The organism is Bacillus basilensis (genome assembly GCF_050630465.1).
Lineage (GTDB): Bacteria > Bacillota > Bacilli > Bacillales > Bacillaceae_G > Bacillus_A > Bacillus_A basilensis.
Genome location: NZ_JBNTQO010000003.1, coordinates 226,247 through 241,527, shown reverse-complemented (window position 1 = coordinate 241,527; position 15,281 = coordinate 226,247). Strand labels below are relative to the sequence as shown.

Annotated in this window: 18 protein-coding genes; 6 read left to right on the top strand and 12 right to left on the bottom strand. The window is 33.0% G+C overall.

What is annotated here, in order from left to right; translation table 11 throughout:
- Positions 1-61: 61 nt before the first annotated feature.
- Positions 62-415, bottom strand: a complete 354-nt coding sequence (locus ACQVV1_RS07780; RefSeq protein ID WP_242256282.1) for a glyoxalase superfamily protein — start codon at positions 413-415, stop codon at positions 62-64.
- A 13-nt stretch (positions 416-428) separates the two neighbouring features.
- Complete coding sequence (gene yeiL / locus ACQVV1_RS07775; RefSeq protein WP_063221936.1) at positions 429-1,121, bottom strand: transcriptional regulator YeiL; 693 nt, start codon at positions 1,119-1,121, stop codon at positions 429-431.
- A gap of 108 nt (positions 1,122-1,229) precedes the next feature.
- On the opposite strand from yeiL, the gene ACQVV1_RS07770 reads away from it, so the two are divergent.
- The 3 genes from ACQVV1_RS07770 to ACQVV1_RS07760 all read left to right on the top strand — a co-directional run bounded on the left by ACQVV1_RS07770 (position 1,230) and on the right by ACQVV1_RS07760 (position 2,738).
- Entirely contained in the window at positions 1,230-1,676 is a 447-nt protein-coding gene (locus tag ACQVV1_RS07770; protein WP_140157144.1) for a DMT family transporter, read from the top strand.
- Between the two features lie 13 nt (positions 1,677-1,689).
- The gene (locus ACQVV1_RS07765) at positions 1,690-2,154 is read left to right on the top strand and encodes a DMT family transporter (RefSeq protein ID WP_063221938.1); all 465 of its coding nucleotides are present in this window, start codon (positions 1,690-1,692) and stop codon (positions 2,152-2,154) included.
- Positions 2,155-2,243: 89 nt separating this feature from the next.
- Entirely contained in the window at positions 2,244-2,738 is a 495-nt protein-coding gene (locus ACQVV1_RS07760) for a hypothetical protein (protein WP_431168789.1), read from the top strand.
- A gap of 40 nt (positions 2,739-2,778) precedes the next feature.
- Here the strand turns inward: ACQVV1_RS07760 and aiiA are convergent, their stop codons facing one another.
- The 4 genes from aiiA to ACQVV1_RS07740 form a co-directional block, all read right to left on the bottom strand.
- Positions 2,779-3,531, bottom strand: coding sequence for a quorum-quenching N-acyl homoserine lactonase AiiA (gene aiiA, locus ACQVV1_RS07755; protein WP_063221940.1), 753 nt, complete (start codon positions 3,529-3,531; stop codon positions 2,779-2,781).
- A 336-nt stretch (positions 3,532-3,867) separates the two neighbouring features.
- The gene (locus tag ACQVV1_RS07750) at positions 3,868-4,731 is read right to left on the bottom strand and encodes a DUF4097 family beta strand repeat-containing protein (RefSeq protein WP_431168725.1); all 864 of its coding nucleotides are present in this window, start codon (positions 4,729-4,731) and stop codon (positions 3,868-3,870) included.
- Positions 4,721-5,284 carry an HAAS signaling domain-containing protein gene (locus ACQVV1_RS07745; RefSeq protein WP_242256286.1) on the bottom strand — a complete coding sequence of 188 codons (564 nt, stop codon included), beginning with the start codon at positions 5,282-5,284 and terminating at the stop codon, positions 4,721-4,723. The genes ACQVV1_RS07750 and ACQVV1_RS07745 overlap by 11 nt, the downstream gene beginning before the upstream one ends.
- Positions 5,271-5,600, bottom strand: a complete 330-nt coding sequence (locus ACQVV1_RS07740; protein WP_063221943.1) for a PadR family transcriptional regulator — start codon at positions 5,598-5,600, stop codon at positions 5,271-5,273. The genes ACQVV1_RS07745 and ACQVV1_RS07740 overlap by 14 nt, the downstream gene beginning before the upstream one ends.
- Positions 5,601-5,907: 307 nt before the next feature.
- Between ACQVV1_RS07740 and ACQVV1_RS07735 the strand changes: the two genes are divergently transcribed.
- A complete protein-coding gene (locus tag ACQVV1_RS07735; protein WP_309259160.1) occupies positions 5,908-6,927 on the top strand; it encodes a zinc-binding alcohol dehydrogenase family protein in 1,020 nt (339 codons plus the stop codon).
- A gap of 48 nt (positions 6,928-6,975) precedes the next feature.
- Here ACQVV1_RS07735 and ACQVV1_RS07730 read toward each other — a convergent pair whose 3' ends face one another.
- Complete coding sequence (locus ACQVV1_RS07730) at positions 6,976-8,367, bottom strand: amino acid permease (protein WP_242256289.1); 1,392 nt, start codon at positions 8,365-8,367, stop codon at positions 6,976-6,978.
- A 580-nt stretch (positions 8,368-8,947) separates the two neighbouring features.
- On the bottom strand, positions 8,948-10,147 hold the full coding sequence (locus ACQVV1_RS07725; RefSeq protein WP_242256291.1) for a multidrug effflux MFS transporter: 1,200 nt from the start codon (positions 10,145-10,147) through the stop codon (positions 8,948-8,950).
- A gap of 364 nt (positions 10,148-10,511) precedes the next feature.
- Here ACQVV1_RS07725 and ACQVV1_RS07720 point away from each other — a divergent pair, with 364 nt between their 5' ends.
- Positions 10,512-11,078 carry a DUF5823 family protein gene (locus tag ACQVV1_RS07720; RefSeq protein WP_242256292.1) on the top strand — a complete coding sequence of 189 codons (567 nt, stop codon included), beginning with the start codon at positions 10,512-10,514 and terminating at the stop codon, positions 11,076-11,078.
- A gap of 436 nt (positions 11,079-11,514) precedes the next feature.
- On the opposite strand, the gene ACQVV1_RS07715 is transcribed toward ACQVV1_RS07720, so the two are convergent.
- Together ACQVV1_RS07715 and ACQVV1_RS07710 are read right to left on the bottom strand one after the other, a co-directional pair.
- Positions 11,515-11,793: a hypothetical protein gene (locus tag ACQVV1_RS07715; RefSeq protein ID WP_242256294.1), complete on the bottom strand. Its 279-nt coding sequence runs from the start codon at positions 11,791-11,793 to the stop codon at positions 11,515-11,517.
- A 610-nt stretch (positions 11,794-12,403) separates the two neighbouring features.
- Positions 12,404-12,784 carry a hypothetical protein gene (locus ACQVV1_RS07710; protein ID WP_242256296.1) on the bottom strand — a complete coding sequence of 127 codons (381 nt, stop codon included), beginning with the start codon at positions 12,782-12,784 and terminating at the stop codon, positions 12,404-12,406.
- A gap of 574 nt (positions 12,785-13,358) precedes the next feature.
- Here ACQVV1_RS07710 and ACQVV1_RS07705 point away from each other — a divergent pair.
- Positions 13,359-14,102 carry an SDR family NAD(P)-dependent oxidoreductase gene (locus ACQVV1_RS07705; RefSeq protein ID WP_431168788.1) on the top strand — a complete coding sequence of 248 codons (744 nt, stop codon included), beginning with the start codon at positions 13,359-13,361 and terminating at the stop codon, positions 14,100-14,102.
- 115 nt (positions 14,103-14,217) lie between these two features.
- On the opposite strand, the gene bshB2 is transcribed toward ACQVV1_RS07705, so the two are convergent.
- Complete coding sequence (gene bshB2, locus ACQVV1_RS07700) at positions 14,218-14,880, bottom strand: bacillithiol biosynthesis deacetylase BshB2 (protein ID WP_000439475.1); 663 nt, start codon at positions 14,878-14,880, stop codon at positions 14,218-14,220.
- Between the two features lie 15 nt (positions 14,881-14,895).
- Positions 14,896-15,246 (bottom strand): YojF family protein, encoded by a 351-nt coding sequence (locus ACQVV1_RS07695; RefSeq protein WP_000407039.1) that lies wholly within the window; start codon positions 15,244-15,246, stop codon positions 14,896-14,898.
- Positions 15,247-15,281 lie beyond the last annotated feature (35 nt).

The window sequence follows — 15,281 nt, the reverse complement described above, 5'->3', positions numbered from 1 at the left end:
GAGCAGTTTACCATCAAGTAAACTCCCCTTCATTTTAACCCCCTATTTTGATAAAATATTTCTAAACCCTCTCCTCATAAAATACGATTCTATTTGAAAACGGATCAATCACAGTTAATTCAATTGTACCCCAAGGTGTTTCTTCTATATCAAGCTTCGAATAAGCATGTTCTTTACTTAATAATACAGAATGATAATCCTTTACATCATCTATTTTGATCCGAATCGCACCACCTGGTGAGGCATCACCATGATGTTCTGATAAATGTATCACAGCATCATGTAACGAAATTTGTATATATAATGGCATATGCTCCTCATACCGATGTTCCCAATCCATTTTAAATCCTAAAAAATCCAAATAAAATAGCGTTGCTTTTTCAATATCAAAAATTCTAAATATAGGTGTAATCATTTATAATCCTCTCCTACTTATAAACATCTGCCGCCAATTCCCTCAAAACATCCACATTCACTACTTCAAAGCAACCATTGTTTTTCTTTATAATCTCTTTATCACAAAAAATATTTAATGTACGTAATAAGTGCCGATAACTCGTCCCTAACAATTCCGCTGTTTCCGTTAAATTCCCACTAAATACAATTCTATTTCCGTGCTGTACTGCTCGTTCTCCTGCTGCTAACATGTAACTCGCAAGTCTATTTTCAAGTGGATATAGTAAATTAATTGTACTATTTTTTGAAAGTCGGTTTAATTTATGTGCTAACGATCCGCAAATACATCTTAAAAATTTCGCATCGTGAAATAGCTGGTTTCTCACTTTTCCTAATGGTAAAGCAACACAATATGAATCTGCCATTACTTGTACATTTGAAGTGATCCTTTGTGAATGAATTAACTCCACATCTCCAAGTAACTGCAAACTGTCATAAAAACATAATAATACAGATTTCCCGTTACTTAATGTATTAAACGCTTTCGCTTTTCCTTCAACAAAAAAATATAAATAATCTATCTCTTCATTTTCTCTACAAATAAACTCATTCTTTTTAAAAAATATTAATTCCATATACGGATTCATATCATTACTAAAAAAGGAGTCAATATTATTTTGTTTCATATACTCTGCTAATTTAATAGAATTACATACTTTCTTCATAATCCCCCACCTTTACAACTCATCCCCATTGTAATCAAAATTTTCTTCTTCCACTATGACATATGTCATAGTAATACACAATTTCAGCATGATACAGTCATTACAAATATGAAATATAAAGGGGATATTACATTGTATAACTTTCTTTCTGTCTTTATTGGTGTGCTCATCGCCGTTATGCTCCCATTGAATGGGATTTTATCTGAGTTAATTGGCAAGTATACAGCAAGCGTTGTCATTCATCTTGTCGGTTTAATTGCAGTTATTTTCATTTTAATCATAAACAAAAATAAAATCCATTTTGATAAAAGTATTCCACTTTTTTTATATAGCGCTGGGGCGATTGGAGTATTCACTGTTCTGTTTAATAATATAAGTTTCTCCGTCCTTGGTGCCTCTATTACGATTGCATTAAGTTTACTCGGCCAATCCATCGCTTCCATCGTTATTGATCATTTCGGCTTATTAGGAATGAAAGTTGCAAAGTTTGAAAAGAAAAAGCTAATTGGATTATGTTTCATCTCTTCTGGAATTATAATCATGACAATTTATTAATGGGGGCAAGAAAATGTTATATATTACCATCGCTATTTTAGCTGGTGTTTCTATCGTTGTTGCTAGAATTATTAACGCGAATTTAGCAAAGAAAATTGGCAATTGGGAAGGAACTTTTTTCAATTATATTACTGGCTTATTTTTCTCTATGTTATTTTTAATTTTTAGTTCAGATTCATTATATATTCCAATGCATACGTTACAATCCATACCTATCGCTGTATATTTAGGCGGATTAGTAGGCGTTATCGTTATTTCATTGTCGAACTATATTACTCCTAAAATATCAGCATTTTATTTAACGCTACTCATCTTTATCGGACAATTATTTGCAGGGACTATCATTGATTTCTTCCTGACAAATGAACTCTCAACTGGAAAGATTATCGGCGGTGTTTTCGTATTAGTCGGGCTTACTTACAATTTACTCGTTGATCGTCCCCTTAAAACTGTTAAGAATAGCCACGTTCAACTATAATACTTTACGCTTACCTATCATATATTAATAGAAAAGCTCTTCATACGAAGTAATAGAGAGGAGAATATTCTATTAAGAAAATCATTTTACTGCTTTGTAGCACATTGATTATTTGTGGAATCGTATGGTTTGTAAACTCTGGAAAATCTATTCAAGATCGTTATACTGCAAACAAACCGAAAAAGAAAGTGACTATCATTTCAACGCAAAGAGATCCAAATGAGCCTCCTGTCTTTTTAGGAAAGCAGGAAATCAAAGATATACATGTCGAGTCACTTAAAACAAAAAAGGATGTCTTCCTCACAAGAACAGATGAATTAAAAACGTTTATTAATAGTATGGATACCGCAAAAAAAGGAAAATTAACATTAGATGAAGAAGGATCAGATTTAATAGATTGTGATATGTGGATTACTTTCGAGGATGGGACTTATAAAAAATATTTCATATGGGTAGTTGATCATGACAGTAACGAAGTGATGATTGCTCAGCAAGATACTCCTGATGATATAACCCTTACGTATTATCAATTGAATAAAGATAGTTCAAAAAAAGTTTATAACTTATTTAAAAAAATTATTTAAACGAAAAAGTCATGAGCACGTAAGCTCATGACTTTTTCCACTATATATATTCTGGGAACACTTTACATCCCTTTTCCTGTTCTATATCATGTCCAAAGAAAACAATCGGCTTCTCTTTCATCTCAACTTCTTTTAAACGCTTAATTGAAGATAAAGCTAATTCCGAATCAAATCCCGCAAACGGCACTTCATCTTCAAAATTTTCTTTCGTATAAGATGCATCAATCGTTAATAATACAGGACCGGATTTTTCCGTCTCAATTAATAATGACTGATGCCCTGGAGAATGACCAGGTGTATACAATAACCGAACACCTGGTATAACTTCATAATCCCCTTCAATAATTTTGTAGTTCAAATGCGTTAATATACATTCTTTCATATATTCTTCTCTATGAAGTGCTGCCTCATATTCCGCTCGTTGCACAATGATTGGTGTATTTGTAAAAGCACCGTTTCCTCCTGCATGATCAAAATGCAAGTGAGAATTAATAATATATAGAAGGTCTTCCGGCTTATACCCTACACGTTTTAAAATATTGACGATTCTATCTTCTTCAGTCATTTCCGGTAAAATCTGCCCTTCTGCAAATGTCCCTTCAAACAAGTTTTCATTATTAACTGCACTTTCTGGCATACCTGTATCTACTAAAATAGGTCCCTCTTCTGTCTCTAAAAGATAACACCATACAGGTAAATTCAATAAATTTCCCGGTGTGAGTGTACTATTCACAGAAGAATGATCTAACATACACCGACCAGCTGGAAGGAAATAAAGCTTCTTTACTGTCATTATGTATCCACCTTTACATTTAATTTGGGATAAAGTACACAGTAAAAAATTTCTCCTGTTAGAAAAAAACTCCTTCTCTTCTTTCATTGTTTCAACGATTATTTTTGAGTCATTCACAAATTCTTCTTACATTGTTAATTACTATTCGTTATTTTCCTAAGAATCGAGAGTAATAAAACAACTGTTTGTATTTTGAAATATACAAAGGATACACACTTAACCGAATGTTACATATAAAAAAAACGACTACCTACATGTTGAGAAAAGGAGTCGGTTCTTTTTTTATTTATTATTGCTCTTTATGTGTGGCGAGCTGAGATTATAAAAGGTAATATGCTATTGTTTTTTCACTGCAATATTTCCGTTACGTGTGTTTAATTTAATTACATTTTCTCCCTTTCCAATAATCGTATTTCCGTTATATTTATCCAGGATATTCGCGCTGCCATTGTGGACAGAAACATTAAATTGAACATTTGTTGGTTCTTTTTCAGTTTCAATATTGATTTTTCCATTGTGAGTCGTGAAATTGAGATTTCGATCCAGTTCATTTGTTTTAAGGGTAAGGCTTCCATTCTTAGACTGTCCCTCTATTTCACCTTCAACATGCTCTAGCATAATTCTCCCATTATTCGACTTCACATGAATATTTTGCGCTATTATATCTTTAAATCCCATAATTCCATTATTTGTTTCCGCGATAATTTTTGGCGAATTGATTTCTTTTAATTCAACACGTCCATTGTTTGTATTGGCATTCAAATACGTTGTGTGTAATTTTTTTATAGAAACGAAACCATTACTATTAGAAACTTTTAATGAATCATATTGTTTTTCAGGTAGATACACATTTAATGTTAATGGCGCCAATACTTCAGAAATATTAAAATTGAACCAGCTCTGTTGTTTTTCTTTATAAGAAATGAGAAGCGTTGAATCTTTCTCATCCGTAGCTAATGTTTTTTTTACGTTTGGATTAACCTCGCCATCTAATTTTACTTTCACGTTACTATCTGTTGTAGGGTTGATGTTAACACGAACGTTATTCGTATCGATAATGACGCTTGACACATTATTATTAATGACCTTTTCTTCTGAAATTGGTACTGCAGCAATTGAACGATAAGTGAATAAACTTCCGATAATGCCAATAATGAAAATAATACCTGCAATGATTGAAAGACTCTTTTTATTTATCATGCTTCAAACCACCTTTTACTAGTGCTATATTGAACTTTAAATAACGAACAAATCCATTCTTTGATAGCTTCGTTAAAAATAACATAGCAATAACAATGAAATATCCAAGTCCACAAAGTGCTAAAGAAACGAAAAGATTAAATAACAAGAATGTATTTGGATGTATAATAGTATCAACTAAAACAAGTAATGGTGCACCTAAAAATGAGATACCTAGAACCCAACCTGAAAAAATCAATGCCGCTAATGTAATTGCAGGTCCAAGTACGATTAACAAATTGAAAAAACCTAATCCAATTACTGCCCAAATTGCACGAAAAACATTTCCTGTTGTTGCACTTGTTGTTACTTTCTCAATATGATAATCTGCTAATAACTCTTTGGCGATTTGAGCTGGAGAACCTAATGAAGCTACAATTTCTTCTTCACTTTTTCCTTCCTCTAATCCGAAAGTAAAATGTTCTTCATAATCTTTTAAAATATCTGCACGCTCTTTTTCAGATAATCTTTTTAGAGATGCATTTAATTGTTGTAAAAATTTATTTTTCGTCATTACGTACACCTTCTTTTATTAATTGATTGACACCTTGTGAGAACTCATTCCATTCCTCCAATAGTTGGTACAAATACGTTCTACCTTTATCTGTCAGTGCATAATACTTCCTTGAAGGCCCTTCTGAAGACTCCTGTAAATACGTTGTAAAATATTCTTCTTTAGTTAATCTACGAAGTAGAGGATAAACAGACCCTTCTGATATTTCAATTTGATTGGAAATATTTCTAACTAATTCATATCCATAACGGTCTTGCTTATCCAGTAAGACAAGAACACAAAGTTCTAAAACTCCTTTTTTAAATTGTACATTCAATATTCATTCACCCTATTCTAATTGACATCCACTACTGTTTATTATTCAGTACTGTTTTATAATAAGTAACTACAAGTATAATATAACACTCGGTATTGTTCATTGCAAGGTACACTGGAAAAATAAGTATACCTTTCATTCAATGCTTATAAAATCAAACGATGGCTAGTCCTCCCCAGTTACAAAGTTCTATATGAGGCTGAAACAGGCCTTTTACAAAATGGAAAGGACTTAACTTTTTTACATAATGACACTTTACCTACTATAATAAAAGAGAAAAACTCTTACTTTAATGGAGGGAATACAAATGAAAGCAATTGGTTTACATGAATACTTACCTATTGAAGATGAAAACAGTTTAATTGATATGGAAGTTGAAAAGCCTGTTGCCACCGGAAGAGATTTACTCATAAAAGTTAATGCTATTTCCGTTAATCCAGTTGATACAAAAGTTCGCTCTCCGAAAGATAAAAAAGAAGAGGTAGCGAAAATACTTGGCTGGGATGCGAGTGGTGTTGTTGTGCAAACTGGCGAAGGTTGTACGTTATTTAAAGAAGGCGACGAAGTGTTTTACGCCGGTAGTATTACGAGACAAGGTACATATAGTGAATACCATTTAGTTGATGAAAGAATTGTTGGTAAAAAACCAAAAACGTTAAATGATGCTGAATCTGCAGCAATTCCTTTAACAGCTATTACGGCTTGGGAAGGTTTATTCGAACGTTTAGGCATTGATTATAATAAGAAAGATACAAATACATTTAAAAACATTTTAATTATCGGCGGAGCTGGTGGTGTCGGTTCAATTGCCATACAACTGGCGAAATGGGCTGGATTGAATGTAATCACAACTGCATCCCGCAATGAAACGATACACTGGGTTGAAACATTCGGTGCTGATTATATTATTAACCATCACCAACCTTTACAAGAACAAATAGTAGAGTTCGGGCTAAAAGATGTAGATTATATTTTCTGCTTAAATAATACAGATCAACATTGGCAAGCAATTTGTGAGCTTATTAAACCACAAGGAAAAATTTGCTCTATCGTAGAAAATGAACACCCTCTTGAAATGGGTATTTTAAAAAGTAAAAGTGCTACACTCGTTTGGGAATTTATGTTCACAAAAGCGATGTATGAAACTGGCGATATGATTACGCAGCACGAACTATTAAATAAAGTAAGCGAACTATTGGATGAAGGCGTTTTAAAGACTACTTTAAATGAAACATTCACACCAATTAACGCTGAAAACTTAAAGAAAGCACATACACTACTTGAAAGTGGGCGCACCATTGGGAAAATCGTTTTAGAAAAGTTTTAATAACAAAAAGTCCGATTTCTAAATGAGAAATCGGACTTTTCACTATCTTTATTTACTTGAAATTTCATTATCTTTTTGTATGTCTAACGGAGCACGCTTCCCTATTCCGAAAGCATAGAAACTAATTGTAACGATAGCTAAGAAAATAATACCTACAACTAATGAAATACGAGTATCATCGTTAAACCACATTCCGATTAATACCATAATTAAAAAGGCAATCGTCAAATAGTTTGTAACAGGAGCAAATGGCATCTTGAACGGATGATCTTTCATCTCTGCCCCTTTTTCTTTTCTAAAATTAATTTGACTAATTAATATAACGAACCACGGTACCATACCAGGAAGTACACTCGCACTATATACATATACGAATAAGTTTTTTGGTGCAATATAACTTAGAACTACACCAACCGCTAAACCGATAATTACACCGACTGTACCGAATAATGGTACACCATTTCCAGAAAGTTTCTTGAAATATTTCGGTGCTTGTCCATTTACACCTAACGTATACAGCATACGTCCAGCACTATAAATACCACTATTACAACCAGACATTGCTGCTGTAATAACAACGAAGTTAATAAGTCCAGCCGCAGCCGTAATACCAACTTTCGCAAAAGTCGCTACGAACGGGCTACCAATTGTACTTAATTGATCCCACGGATACACAGTTACAATAACGAAAATAGCACCAATATAGAAAATTAAAATACGCCAAATTGTACTTTGAATCGCTCTTGTAAGTGTCTTCTTCGGATCTTTCGCTTCACCAGCAGTAATACCGATTAATTCCACACCTTGATACGCTCCAACTACAAGTGATAATGCAAAGAAGAATCCAGAAAAACCACCTGTAAAGAAACCGCCATTTGACCAAAGATTTGATATGCCAATCGCTTCTCCGCCGTTACCAATTCCAAAGAAAATAAGTCCAAATCCCGCAATAATCATTAATAGAATCGTAACTATTTTAATCATCGCAAACCAAAATTCAAATTCACCAAATGACTTAACAGAAATTAAGTTAGCTGCGCCAAGAATAACCATTGCGATTACACCTGGTATCCATGCTGGTAAATCTGGGAACCAATATTGCATATACGCTCCAACCGCGATAATCTCTGACATCCCAACGATGACCCACTGGAACCAGTTACTCCACGCTGTCATGTAACCAGCTAGCGGATGAATATACTTATGACCGAATGTCGCAAATGAACCTGTACTTGGCTCCATATACAACATTTCTCCCATGGCACGCATGATGAAGAAGATAAAAATACCTGCAATTGCATACGCAAGCATAACTGACGGACCTGTCCATTTAATCGTGCTGGCTGACCCCATAAACAAACCAACACCAATTGTTCCGCCTAAAGCAATCATTTGAATATGACGTGCTTCTAAACCTCTTTTCAATTCTTTGTTTGCCACTTCACTTCCCCCTCTTAGATGATTCATAGCCGCATTTTAAAACAAGATGCTTTCTCCTAATTCCTTTCGGCCCTGAAAATGATGAAGCAAACGTCATTTTACACTAGCTTTAAAGCTATCCTAAAATCGTTTTGTTGCTTCTTATAAAATTCTCAAAACCTTTCATCTTCCATTATTCTATAAATCTTAAAATTACTTACCTTATATTAATTCATTAATCTGAAAAATTCAATTATTTTTTCAATAAATTATTATACATAAGTATGATTAATTTTTAACTAAATTAACAATAAAATACATCTATTCAATATGATTCCGGTATGAATGTTATGACAATATAAATAATTGACGAGAGCATTTCTTCCTCGGTTTCAGACCGCATGTACTTCAATCTTTATAGTTGATAACGTAAATTCCTACTCGTTCCATTCATATACCAATCAGAAATTTAATATATTAATACACTACTAACTGCTTCATTCCAGCCCAATTTTGAGGCAGGAATCTTGCTACCTCAAAATTGCGGAATAAAATATAAAAGAGTCTCATAAAAAAATGAGACTCTTTTACCATTTCATATTTAAATCGTTTTTGAAGTTTGTTTACCTAAAACAAACACTTTAGTAAACACCATCATGACAACTACTATAACTAGAAAATAAAGTGGCATCACCAGTAACGAGCCCGTATGAAATTGACTCATTCCCCAAATTGTTATTGTTACAATTACATAGTACCCTAGGCTAAACAATGCACCCGCTGTACCAATGACATCTTGAAAATCTATTAATGCTAAACTTAAACAGTTAGGTAATGCTACTCCAATTCCTAATAGCAATATAAACATCGCTACTAAAAATCCAATCATATATATTATGTTTGGATTTGATCCAACTGAAGTAATAATAGATAAAGCGACTGCTCCAACTACCATTACAAGACAACCGATATATATAATTTTCTCTGGTTTATAAGTAGCAAGTAAACGTTTTGAAACTTTCGCTCCAATAATAGAAGCAGACGCAACAACAATCCCTAAAAATCCATACATACTAGGCGATAACTGAAAGTATTCAATAAAGATAAACGGCGCTTCTGCATAATAGCTAAATAAAACACCATTTGCTCCCCCAATTAATAGCCCATATGTTACTACTTTTGGATTTGTAATTAACCTCTTCCATACTGAAAAGACATTTATTTTATCCGTTACTGCACTCGTTTTTGTTTCCGGAAGAGAAACAAACGTATACAGAAAAATCCCGATACTCATAACTACTAAACTTAAAAATACTATTTTAAATCCAAACATTTGATCAAGAAAGCCACCAATTAACGGTCCTATCGCTGGTGTAAAAGCAATAACTGCCGAGATTTGAGCAAACATAACATGCCTCTTATGCCCTTCTACACTTTCACGAAGAATCGTTTGCGTTACAACTGATCCTGCACTTGCTCCAAACGCTTGAATAAAACGACTTACCAATAAAACTTCAATGGAATTTGCAATAAAGCATAAGAAACTACCTACACCATATACGACAATTCCAAATAACATCGCCGGACGACGACCAATTATATCTGATAACCATCCAATAAAAAATACACCTAAAGCAAATCCAGCGAAATACACACTTAGCGTGAACTGCACCTCATTATTACTTACATGTAACGCCTTTGAAATGTCAGGTAAAGACGGTGTATATATCGTTTCACTAATTTGCGGAAACGCGACAAGAATAATCATTAACAAAAGTGATGGTACTGAGACTTTTTTCATTTTTCATACCCTCCTATAACTTTGAAAATCTCAGAAATAAAAAGACTTTCCTTAGCTACGGAACAGGAGGGGCCATTATAGAAATTCGCTCATAAAACAACAAAGAAAACACCTCAATTACGTATGTTAATACTTATAGGAGGGTAATATTAACATTGATTTTAAAATATACTTTTTCAATTATATTACATATTGCGTTTCTTTTTCTAGTACTCGGCCTTGGCAGATTTATTAAAGAGATAACTTGATACAACCACCTTTTTATGGAATAATTAGAAATAGTTTGGAATTGTACACCTAATTATTTAACAATAAACTAGCACATTTTAAAGTCGTAAAGCTTACAAACAGGAGGACTTTCGTAATGATTGAAATTTTAAGGACAGTAATAAACTTCCTAATCTCTCTATTCTCAGGAGAATTACCAATTGTATATTATGTATGGATTATCGCTTTATTTGTCATTCAAATGATCCAGGCTACTCTAAGCTACAAGATCTTTAAAAAGAAAGATAGTTTCAGCACTTATATATCAACAGAATTACTCGCTTTTATCATTCTATTGTTTGGTGGTATATTATTATCTAAATTACTTGCCTACATAATAGACGATCCTACTATTAGTATGACAAATGTAACACATTATTTTATTTCTCTTATCATACTAACTATATTTGTCGCTACAGGCTTTATTAAAGATTTTCTACAAGCATCTATAAAAAATAAAAATATATCCCTTTTTAGTATTTTAGTAATTTCCTTAATAGCTAGTATACTTTCATTCAAGTTTTTACCACTTTTAATTGAAGGTCCTTTCTCTCTTTCTAAATCTTTTATAATTACATTAATTATCGTAGTAATTGGGTTAATTACTCTATTAATTTCTTTAGAGGAAAAGTATGCAGATGAAAAAGAAACGGAAAATTTATAGCTTCTCATTGATATAAAAGAAAGAGGGAGCTCCCCACTTTCTTTTATATCGTCCTATTTCACAAGATTAAATCATCCCTTTTTGACATTACTATCGCACTAATATTAATCCGCAAAATCTAAGTTGTGTTTGTACTTATTTTTTCTAATTGCTTATTGATTGTTGCTATGTCTTTCTCATTAATAGTGATACGCGTTTCTAAATTTCGAATGTCTCTCATCATTTCTTTTTGCTCAGCCTTGAGACTGTCAATTTCAGCGTTAAGATAATATGCGATTAAGATAAATTAAAATTTGAAAAGGAACCCCTTGTTTATTTAACAACAAACAAGGTGCAATCCAACATTCGGGAGCACCTACAATAATTTCTATTGTTTTCATATTTACAACTCAATATAATCAGTATGATTTTCTGAAGAAGCCACTTTTTGAACTGCTTAAAGTATACTAATATGAATACGAAATAGCTGTATTGATAAGCTCTCTAGAACAATAAATATACTAGCTGAAACGGATCTATATCCAATATTTTTTCCAGTAACATGAATGGTTATTTGTGATAAATGCGTTTGTATATCATTGTTTTCAAAAATTTCAGCCTCAACCTTTACAATATCTGCTTCACAATCTACTTCTTTAAAAGTTTTCAATAATTTTGTTTCCAATAAACTACAATCAAAGTTCTCATCTTTTATTACGGCAAATTTAACCTTCATATCGATTTCCCCATTTTTAACAATCTAAAACCATTAAATCAATATAAATATATATCATTCTATTAATTAATTCAAAATATATGTTTCTTACAGATCATTACTAAATATCAATTTTAGGGACTGTAAGGCCTTTTAAAGATTTTTTATCAAAAATAGAACTTAATCCACGAATAATCACGTGTTTCAAATACGATATCTTTATCTGTTGAACGTCCTTATCTCTCCTTAAAAAATCTTGTTTTTACCCTATTTCTTAACAAGGGCTTTACCTCAAGTTATCTTTTCTTTATAAAAAATAGCCCACCTATTTCCGTAGGCAGACTATATCTTTATTACACCTTACAAAAGCATACTCTCTATTCCACTCGAACTTTATGTAATGATGCAGATTATACATAAATTATTATCATTGGTTTTTCGTTCATAAATTCGTAACACATATATATGAGTTATCATGCTAAAATTAGTTTATTCAAAAGAAATTATTCTTAATGAATCGATAATTTTTAATACCCTGTTTAAAGCCTCGCCCCCCTGCGAGGCTTTTTCCTATTTAACTTGAATAGTAGTTATCAATCGTTACTATGCAGCTACACATTCCTACCTTTAGTTATTCAGCATCAGCACACGTAAATTTCTTTCCTGCATCATTTGATTTACAAATTTTATTTATCGATTTTTCGGTTATCTTTTCACTTTCACTAGAAACTTGATCTAAATCCATTCGAAATACTTGTTCCGGATTCTCTTTTGAATTCCCTTCAATATGAATTGAACGATCGAACATCTCAGCCGTGAAGCTGCTAGATGTATTTATCATTTCCACTCCATTATTTTCACCTACATAACGTTCAACTACTTTTTCGGCTTCTTTAAGTTGTTGAGATGTAGGATATGGTATAGATTCCGCTAATATGGCTACACCTACTAAATATGTAATATACAAACCACCTGCAATCAAGATAACTTTCTTTACTGTTTTATTAATCATGCTCTACTCCCTTTTCTTTTTTTGCTATTAAAATATATAACTTTCCTAATTTCTATCAATTTCTTTTTTAGTACATAACATTCGTTTTACATTTTATAAAAAACACCTCTCTTACTAATTTCCAATTTGATATTAACATGTTATTTATCGTTTTTCAATAAATAATTATTATTCAACGATTTATTTTTGTTGTTTTTAGTTCTGATTCAACCTGAAAATAACCGACTTATTTAATTCCACTACATCATCAGCAAGTTTAAAAATTTGTTAATTAATAAAATACAAAGAGCAACTATATGTAAATCTCCCTCGTTATATCTATGTAGATCAGTAGTTTAGCTTCAGCACTCACCCTATTCGAGAATACTTTACCGAACATTCAATCTAATGATAAAGTTGACCTAATTAATATTTTCGTCCATCACTGTATAAAAATTACAATAAAAAAAATAGCACTCTCACAATTAAGTAAACGCAAGCTTTTTCTTCTATCTACTTACTATTTAAGGTTAATGGTAATATAACCAAATTAAAAAAATTCGACTTAAATTCATTGATGAATGGAGAGGTTTATATGAAATTAAAAGACAAAGTAGCGATCATAACTGGTGGTGCAAGTGGAATTGGCGAATCTACTGTTCGTCTTTTTATCAAAGAAGGTGCAAAAGTAGTTATTGCTGACTTTTCTGAACGTGGAAAAGATCTATCAGATGAATTGAATGCACATGGATATAATACGTTATTTATTAAAACCGATGTAACAAAAGAGGCAGATATTAAACAGCTAATCCATGAGACAGTAAGTACATACGGTAAATTAGATATTATGTATGCCAATGCCGGCGTTGCTGATGATGCACCGGCAAACGAATTATCCTACGAAAAATGGAAAAGAACCATTGATATTAACTTGTCTGGGGTATTCCTTTCTGATAAATATTCGATTGAACAATTTCTTAAACAAGATACAGGCGGTGTCATCGTTAATGCTGGTTCGATTCATAGTTTTGTTTCATTACCTACCCCAACAGCATACTCATCTGCAAAAGGTGGTGTGAAACTATTAACTCAAAATTTATGTACTGCCTACGCTAAATATGGAATACGTATTAACGCGGTCTGCCCTGGCTATATTGACACCCCTTTACTTAGTAGTGTTAATCCTCAACAGAAAGAATATTTAGCTTCACTTCATCCACAAGGCAGACTTGGAACACCAGAAGAAGTAGCAAAAGCTGTCTTATTTTTAGCAAGTGATGATGCTAGTTTTATTAATGGTACAACACTTCTTGTTGATGGAGGCTATACTGCACATTAATTTTAAAACTTTGAAGCATATCTCTAAGAAATATATAGCCTTCAACAAAAAAAGCACCGTCACAAATGACGGTGCTTTTTTCTATGTAAGAGCTACTAGAAGGTTCCCTTCTAGCCTACTCCCATTTATAAGTCCAAAATTGTTCCAGTTGCAGCCATTTTAATGTTGCTGCATCTTTGTTTTTGATTTTCGCGTGTGTTTCTTCAAGCATTGCTTCTGTTTGTGAACGGTGCGCACCTAGTGCAGCTAATTTATGTTCAAATACTTCGCTAATATTATTTACAACATCGGGCTCCCCGAGTACTGCTTCACGATTTTTCGTAATTGCAACTGCATGAATGACTGGACGTTCTTCTTTTGGCATACGTGATACGGCGCGAACTACAGCGCGGCCAAATGCATCATGATCTGGATGTACGCCGTGCTCTGGATAAAATGTAATAATTCGAGATGGATTTACTTCTTGGATGATCGCTTCAATTTTATCAGCAACGAAATCAACATCTTCAAATTCTAACGTTTTATCATGGAAACCAAGCATTCTTAAATCTTGAATCCCCATCGCTTCACATGCATCTTTCAATTCTTTTTTACGGATATTTGGAATCGTTTCACGGTTAGCGAACACGTTTTTCCCCATGTTACGTCCCATTTGTCCTAAAGTACCGCATGCATACGTTACAGGTACTCCTTGATCTGTTAATAAGCGAATTGTTCCTCCCGCAGCAAATGCTTCATCATCTGGATGCGGAAATACAACAAGTACATGTCTCTCCATAAGTTTCCCTCCTTCTTACTTAAATGGCGTTAAGCTTAACTCAAGCGCAACTGCTAAGCGGCCTTGATTATCATGCCCTGCTAGTAATAAACGTTCTTTATCGTCTACTTCCCAGTGCGTAATACCTTCAGCATATACCCAGCCATGATCCATTTTCAAACCAACTCGGTATGGGTTTGTTCCAGTTATTTTTCCGCGCTCAAAGCGAATAATTGCATTTCGAATGAATGCCCCAACTGTCATCATCTTTTCATTAAAGTGTGACGCATACGCTCCGTTCGTCGTTTCTAAATGAATATATACATCTTTATTTACAAAACGTTCAATTTCATTTTGAATAAGAGAACTATCTTTTACTATTTCCATCGGAATTCACCTCTTTAAACCATTTTACGCAAAAA